This window comes from Planomonospora algeriensis, from assembly GCF_977012225.1.
Genome location: NZ_CDRNDK010000428.1, coordinates 1 through 5,255 on the forward strand (window position 1 = coordinate 1; position 5,255 = coordinate 5,255).

At 73.1% G+C, this 5,255-nt stretch carries 5 protein-coding genes; 1 reads left to right on the plus strand and 4 read right to left on the minus strand.

The annotated features are described in order from the left end of the window. A partial coding sequence (locus ACWJ6R_RS29445) for a hypothetical protein (protein WP_449065354.1) occupies positions 1 to 566 on the plus strand: 566 nt, incomplete at its 5' end. An 80-nt stretch (positions 567 to 646) separates the two neighbouring features. Here the strand turns inward: ACWJ6R_RS29445 and ACWJ6R_RS29450 are convergent. The 4 genes from ACWJ6R_RS29450 to ACWJ6R_RS29465 form a co-directional block, all read right to left on the minus strand. Continuing rightward, positions 647 to 1,969 (minus strand): PhoH family protein, encoded by a 1,323-nt coding sequence (locus ACWJ6R_RS29450; RefSeq protein ID WP_449065355.1) that lies wholly within the window; start codon positions 1,967 to 1,969, stop codon positions 647 to 649. A gap of 243 nt (positions 1,970 to 2,212) precedes the next feature. Then, the gene (locus ACWJ6R_RS29455) at positions 2,213 to 2,980 is read right to left on the minus strand and encodes an isoprenyl transferase (protein WP_449065357.1); all 768 of its coding nucleotides are present in this window, start codon (positions 2,978 to 2,980) and stop codon (positions 2,213 to 2,215) included. 759 nt (positions 2,981 to 3,739) lie between these two features. Further along, positions 3,740 to 4,363 carry a hypothetical protein gene (locus ACWJ6R_RS29460; protein WP_449065356.1) on the minus strand — a complete coding sequence of 208 codons (624 nt, stop codon included), beginning with the start codon at positions 4,361 to 4,363 and terminating at the stop codon, positions 3,740 to 3,742. Beyond that, complete coding sequence (locus tag ACWJ6R_RS29465) at positions 4,356 to 5,162, minus strand: DUF692 domain-containing protein (RefSeq protein WP_449065358.1); 807 nt, start codon at positions 5,160 to 5,162, stop codon at positions 4,356 to 4,358. The genes ACWJ6R_RS29460 and ACWJ6R_RS29465 overlap by 8 nt, the downstream gene beginning before the upstream one ends. Positions 5,163 to 5,255 lie beyond the last annotated feature (93 nt).

Consider the following 5,255-nt stretch of genomic DNA (forward strand, 5'->3'; position numbering starts at 1 on the left):
CCGCGCCGGCCGCCGTGCCGGCTGTGTCGGCCGCCGTGCTGGCCGTACTGGCCGTGCTGGCCGCGGGGTGCGGCATCTCCCCCACCGGGGTGCGGGACAGCGGCCGCCCGCCGGTGATCAGCTACAGCCCGACCTGGGTGACGGTCTACATGGTCGACGACGGCACGCTGCAGCCCGTCCGGCTCCCGGTGGCCTCGGATTCGACCGAGAACGTCGTCAAGAGCCTCTTCCGCGCCGGGCAGCAACCGCCGCGGCCGGAGCTGACCAGCGAGCTGACCGGGTTCGACTACTACGACATCAAGACCACCCGGTACACCGACACCTCGCAGCGGAGCGAACCCACCGACGACCTCGGCTACCGGCTGAACGTGATCGTCACCGGCGAGGGCAGGATCACCCGGCTGGGGCTCGCCCAGATCACCTGCACCGTCCGGCAGAACAAGCAGGCGAGCATCTGGAGCGTCGAGATCACCAGGCTCTTCCCCGGCATCCCGGAGTCGCTGGGCGAGCACAGCTGCTCCGAGTACCAGGACCTGGCGGGCCGGGGGGTGCGCCTGCCCCCGTGAGCCGTACGGCCTCCCGAGGCCGCGTCGGGGCGTCCCGGGCGCGGCCCGCCGCCCCGCGCGCAGGGGGCGGCGGGACCGGCCTACATGGTGAAGTCCTCCAGCATCTCGGTGACCAGCGCGGCGATCGGCGAGCGCTCCGAGCGGGTCAGCGTGACGTGCGCGAACAGCGGGTGGCCCTTGAGCTTCTCCACCACCGCGACCACGCCGTCGTGCCGGCCCACCCGCAGGTTGTCCCGCTGGGCGACGTCGTGGGTGAGCACGACCCGGGAGTTGGCGCCGATCCGGCTCAGCACCGTGAGCAGCACCCCGCGCTCCAGCGACTGCGCCTCGTCGACGATCACGAAGGCGTCGTGCAGCGAGCGGCCGCGGATGTGGGTGAGCGGGAGCACCTCCAGCATCCCCCGGTCCATGACCTCCTCGATCACCTCGGGCGAGGTGACCGCGCCCAGGGTGTCGTAGACGGCCTGCGCCCACGGGCCCATCTTCTCGTTCTCGGAACCGGGCAGGTAGCCCAGCTCCTGGCCGCCCACGGCGTACAGCGGGCGGAAGACGATGACCTTGCGGTGCTGGCGGCGCTCCAGGACCGCCTCCAGGCCCGCGCAGAGCGCAAGCGCGGACTTGCCGGTGCCGGCCCGGCCGCCCATCGAGACGATGCCGACCTCGGGGTCCATGAGCAGGTCCAGGGCGATGCGCTGCTCGGCGGAGCGGCCGTGCACGCCGAACACCTCGCGGTCGCCGCGGACCAGCCGGACGGACTTGTCCGGCAGCACCCGGCCCAGCGCCGAGCCCCGGCTGGACAGCAGCCGCAGGCCGGTGTGCGTGGGCAGCTCGCGGGCCTCGGCCAGATCCGCGACGCGGTGCTCGAAGAGCGCCTCGATGTCCTCCTCGGTCACCTGCAGCTCGGCCATACCGGTCCAGCCGGACTCCACGACGAGCTCGGCGCGGTACTCCTCCGCGGCCAGCCCGACGGAGGCGGCCTTGATCCGCATCGGGAGGTCCTTGGAGACCAGCACCACGTCGAGACCCTCGGAGGCCAGGGAACGCGCGACGGTCAGGATGCGGGTGTCGTTGTCGCCGAGGCGGAACCCGGCGGGCAGGATGGACGGGTCGCTGTGGTTGAGCTCGACCCGGATGGTGCCCTCGCCGATCGGCATGGGCTCGTCCAGACGTCCGTGGGTCACCCTCAGGTCGTCGAGGTACCTCAGCGCCTTGCGCGCGAAGTAGCCGAGCTCGGGATGATGGCGCTTGGCCTCCAACTCGGTGATGACGACGATCGGGAGGACGACCTCGTGCTCGGCGAAGCGGCTCATCGCCGCCGGATCCGCCAGGAGGACCGAGGTGTCCAGGACGTACGTCTTCCGGTTGCCGGCCGGAGACGTGGATGCGGACGAAGGGTGTGCCACGCGTTCTCCCCCGGGCGCCCTGGGGGGCGCCCTGCCATGAGCTGGGATGCGGACCGGACCCGGGACCGCGCTCGCGCCATGCGGAGCGGACGCCGGCGACCGGCCCCCCTCAGCAGGTCGTGACGCAAAGGCGGGCCCTCTCCGGAGTAGGCGGGCTCCGCCCGCCTACTTCTTACGGTACGTCCTGAATACCCACCGTCCAATGGGCCATGCGTGACCGAAAGGGGGTGTTCACGTTGCGTTTCAGGTGCCGTACCTGCGATGCCGCGCGGCGTAGGAGCGGAGCGCCCGGAGGAAGTCGACCCTGCGGAAGTCGGGCCAGTAGGCCTCGCAGAAGTAGAACTCGGAGTGGGCGCTCTGCCAGAGCAGGAATCCGGAGAGCCGCTGCTCTCCCGAGGTCCGGATGACCAGGTCCGGGTCGGGCTGGCCGCGCGTGTAGAGATGCTCCGCGATGTGCTCCACATCGAGGACCTCGACCAGGTCCTCGATGGTCGCCCCCTTGCTGGCGTGCTCCAGCAGGAGGGAGCGCACCGCATCAGCGATCTCACGCCTTCCTCCATACCCAACCGCAACGTTCACAATCAAACCTGGACGGTGCGATGTTGCTTCTTTTGCATTTTTCAGGACATGTGCCGTGTGATCGGGCAGGAGGTCAAGCGCTCCCATCGGCTTGATGTGCCAGCCGTCCGCCACGAGCTCCTGGACCACATCCTCGATGATCTTCATGAGGGGTTCCAGCTCGTCCCTGGAGCGGTTGATGTTGTCGCTGGACAGCAGCCACACGGTGACGACCTCGACGCCCGCCTCCCGGCACCAGCAGAGCAGCTCGGAGATCTTGTCCGCGCCCTTGCGGTGCCCCCGGCTGACGTCGTCGATCCCCATCGACCGCGCCCAGCGCCGGTTGCCGTCCACGATCACACCGACGTGGCGGGGCACCATGTCGCTGTCACGGGACAGCTTCGCCTCCAGCCGCCGTTCGTACAGCCGGTAGACGAGATCGCGCACGCCCATGTGGATTTCCCTCCCGCGGGCGCCCATCGCCTTCGGACGCCGACAGGCAATTATCGCCGCCCGCGAGACCTCTCCGCCCCTCCGCTCAGGCGCGGGAGGCGCACCGCAACGATTCGTCAATCCCCTTACCGGGCGCGCCCTCCGCTCAGGCGCGGGCGCGCCCCCGGGCACCTGCGCCCGCAGCCGCTCCTCGGCCTCCTCGACGAGCTCCCGCACGAACACGCCCAGCTCGGCGGAGGTCAGCACGGCGCGCAGGCCCACCCCGCCGCTCCCCCAGGCCTCCAGGAACGCCCTCCTGGTCAGCCGCCACTCGCCCGGAGCGCCCCGTCCGGCGCCCTCGCCCCCGGGCATCCAGACCGGGATCGTGCGCAGTCGGCAGCGGAGCTCGCCCCCGCCGACCGCGCCCTTGCGGGTGCGGTAACGAAAGGCGAACAGTTCCTCGTCCCGCTCGCATCCCTCTCCGCCGCCGGAGCGGCCCGGCGGGCCGGGGAAGCGGTCGTCCGGGTCCGGCCACCCCGCCGCCCGGTCGGCCCGGGCCTCGGCCACCCCACGCGCCAGCCGGGCGAGGAACCAGCCGCACCGCTCTCCCACCGTCCCGTACGGCATGCCGTCGCGGCGGAGTTCGAGCGTGATCTCGTACGGCTCACCGACGCTGTCCCGGCACACCACGGGCGTGACGGTCAGACACGATCCATCGACGCAGCGAAGTTCCCCCACGTCAGGGAGCGTATCCCGCCTCGTCTCGCCAAAACGTCCCGTTCACCGGCCGTCACCCTCCCACGGGTCGCCGTCCCGCGCGTCCCGCTCCCCGCCCAGCCACCGGGTCAGGCGGGCCCACCGGCCGGGCCGCCGCGGCGATCCTGCGCCGCTCCCGGCCCCGGCCCCCGCCGCGGCCCCGCTCCCGGCCGCAGGCCAGGCCCCGTTCCCGGTCCATGCCTGGTCCCCGGTCCCCGCCCCATTCCCGGCTCCGGTCCCGGCTCCGGCCGTGATCCGGCCGGTCCGGGCGAGGTGCTCGGCGAAGTCCGCGGCGTCGGCGCGGGAACCCCCCGGCGGCTTGGGACGGCCGGAGGCGTAAGCGGCGAACTCGGCCCGGAAGTCCCCGCCGAGGGCCTGCACCAGGTCCGGGCGGAGCCGGGCCACCAGGCTCCGCCGCTTGGCGACCAGGCTCGCCGCCTGGATCCGCAGCCGCTCCCCATCGAACCCCGGCGGTGCCTGCGCCCCCGCCACCAGGGCGGCCAGCAGTCCGGCCTGCGCCCTCGCCAGCTCCTCCCGCCCGCCGGCGTCATCGCCGCCAACGGACCCACCGGAGCCAACGGACCCACCGGAACCGCCGCGGTCCGCCCGTGCCCCATCAGGCTCCCCTGCGGGCACGGCCTCAGCCACGGGCCATCGCCGCGCGGATCCGGCCGAGCTCGGTCTCCAGCGCGGCGTCGCTCGGGTAGTCGGCGTCCCACTCCAGCAGCACCCCGGGCGGGTCCACCCGGGCGCAGAGCTCCGACAGGACGGCCAGGATCTCGTCGGAGACGTGCGCGGTGTGGGTGTCGTGCCAGACCCCGCCGTGCTCGTGGCCTCCGGCCACGTGGACGTAGGCGAGCTCGGACAGCGGCAGGACGTCCAGCGCCCCGACGGCCGGCAGCCCCAGGTTGACCTGGTTGGTGTAGAGGTTGGCCACGTCGACGAGGAGCCCGACCCCGGTCGCGGCGACCAGCTCGCCGAGGAACTCCGCCTCGGTCATCTCATCCTCCGGCCAGCCGAAGATCGCCGCCACGTTCTCCAGCACCAGCGGGACGGGCAGCGCGGCCTGCGCCCGCCGTACGTTCTCCGTCACGACCGCGAGCGCCCGCCGGGTGCGCGGGACCGGGAGCAGGTGACCCGCCTCCAGGCCGCCCGCCCGCACGAAGGCCAGGTGCTCGCTGACCAGCGGCGCGTCCAGCGCCTCCGCGCAGGCCGCCAGGTGCGCCAGCCGGTCGGGGTCCGGCGGCTCCGCCCCGCCCACGCCCAGCCCGACCCCGTGCGGGATCACCGGCACGCCGCGGGCGCGCAGCACCCGCAGCGACTCCGGGAGCCGCCCGGGGCGGATGTTCTCCGCGACGACCTCGACGAAGTCGACGCCGGGCAGGCGTTCCACGGTCAGATCGATCTCCGGCCGCCAGCCGATCCCGACGCCGAGCCGCTCATCCATCGCCACCGCCCCCCTCATCCGCCGCCGGGGCCGCCACCACGACCACCGCGACCACCGCCGCCACCCGGATCACCCGCCGCCGCCGCAGCCGCC

Bases quoted from the DNA above. Each gene is read 5' to 3' on its own strand.
- ACWJ6R_RS29465 (WP_449065358.1), bottom strand. From the start codon at position 5,162: ATGGATGAGCGGCTCGGCGTCGGGATCGGCTGGCGGCCGGAGATCGAT.
- ACWJ6R_RS29455 (WP_449065357.1), bottom strand. From the start codon at position 2,980: ATGGGCGTGCGCGATCTCGTCTACCGGCTGTACGAACGGCGGCTGGAG.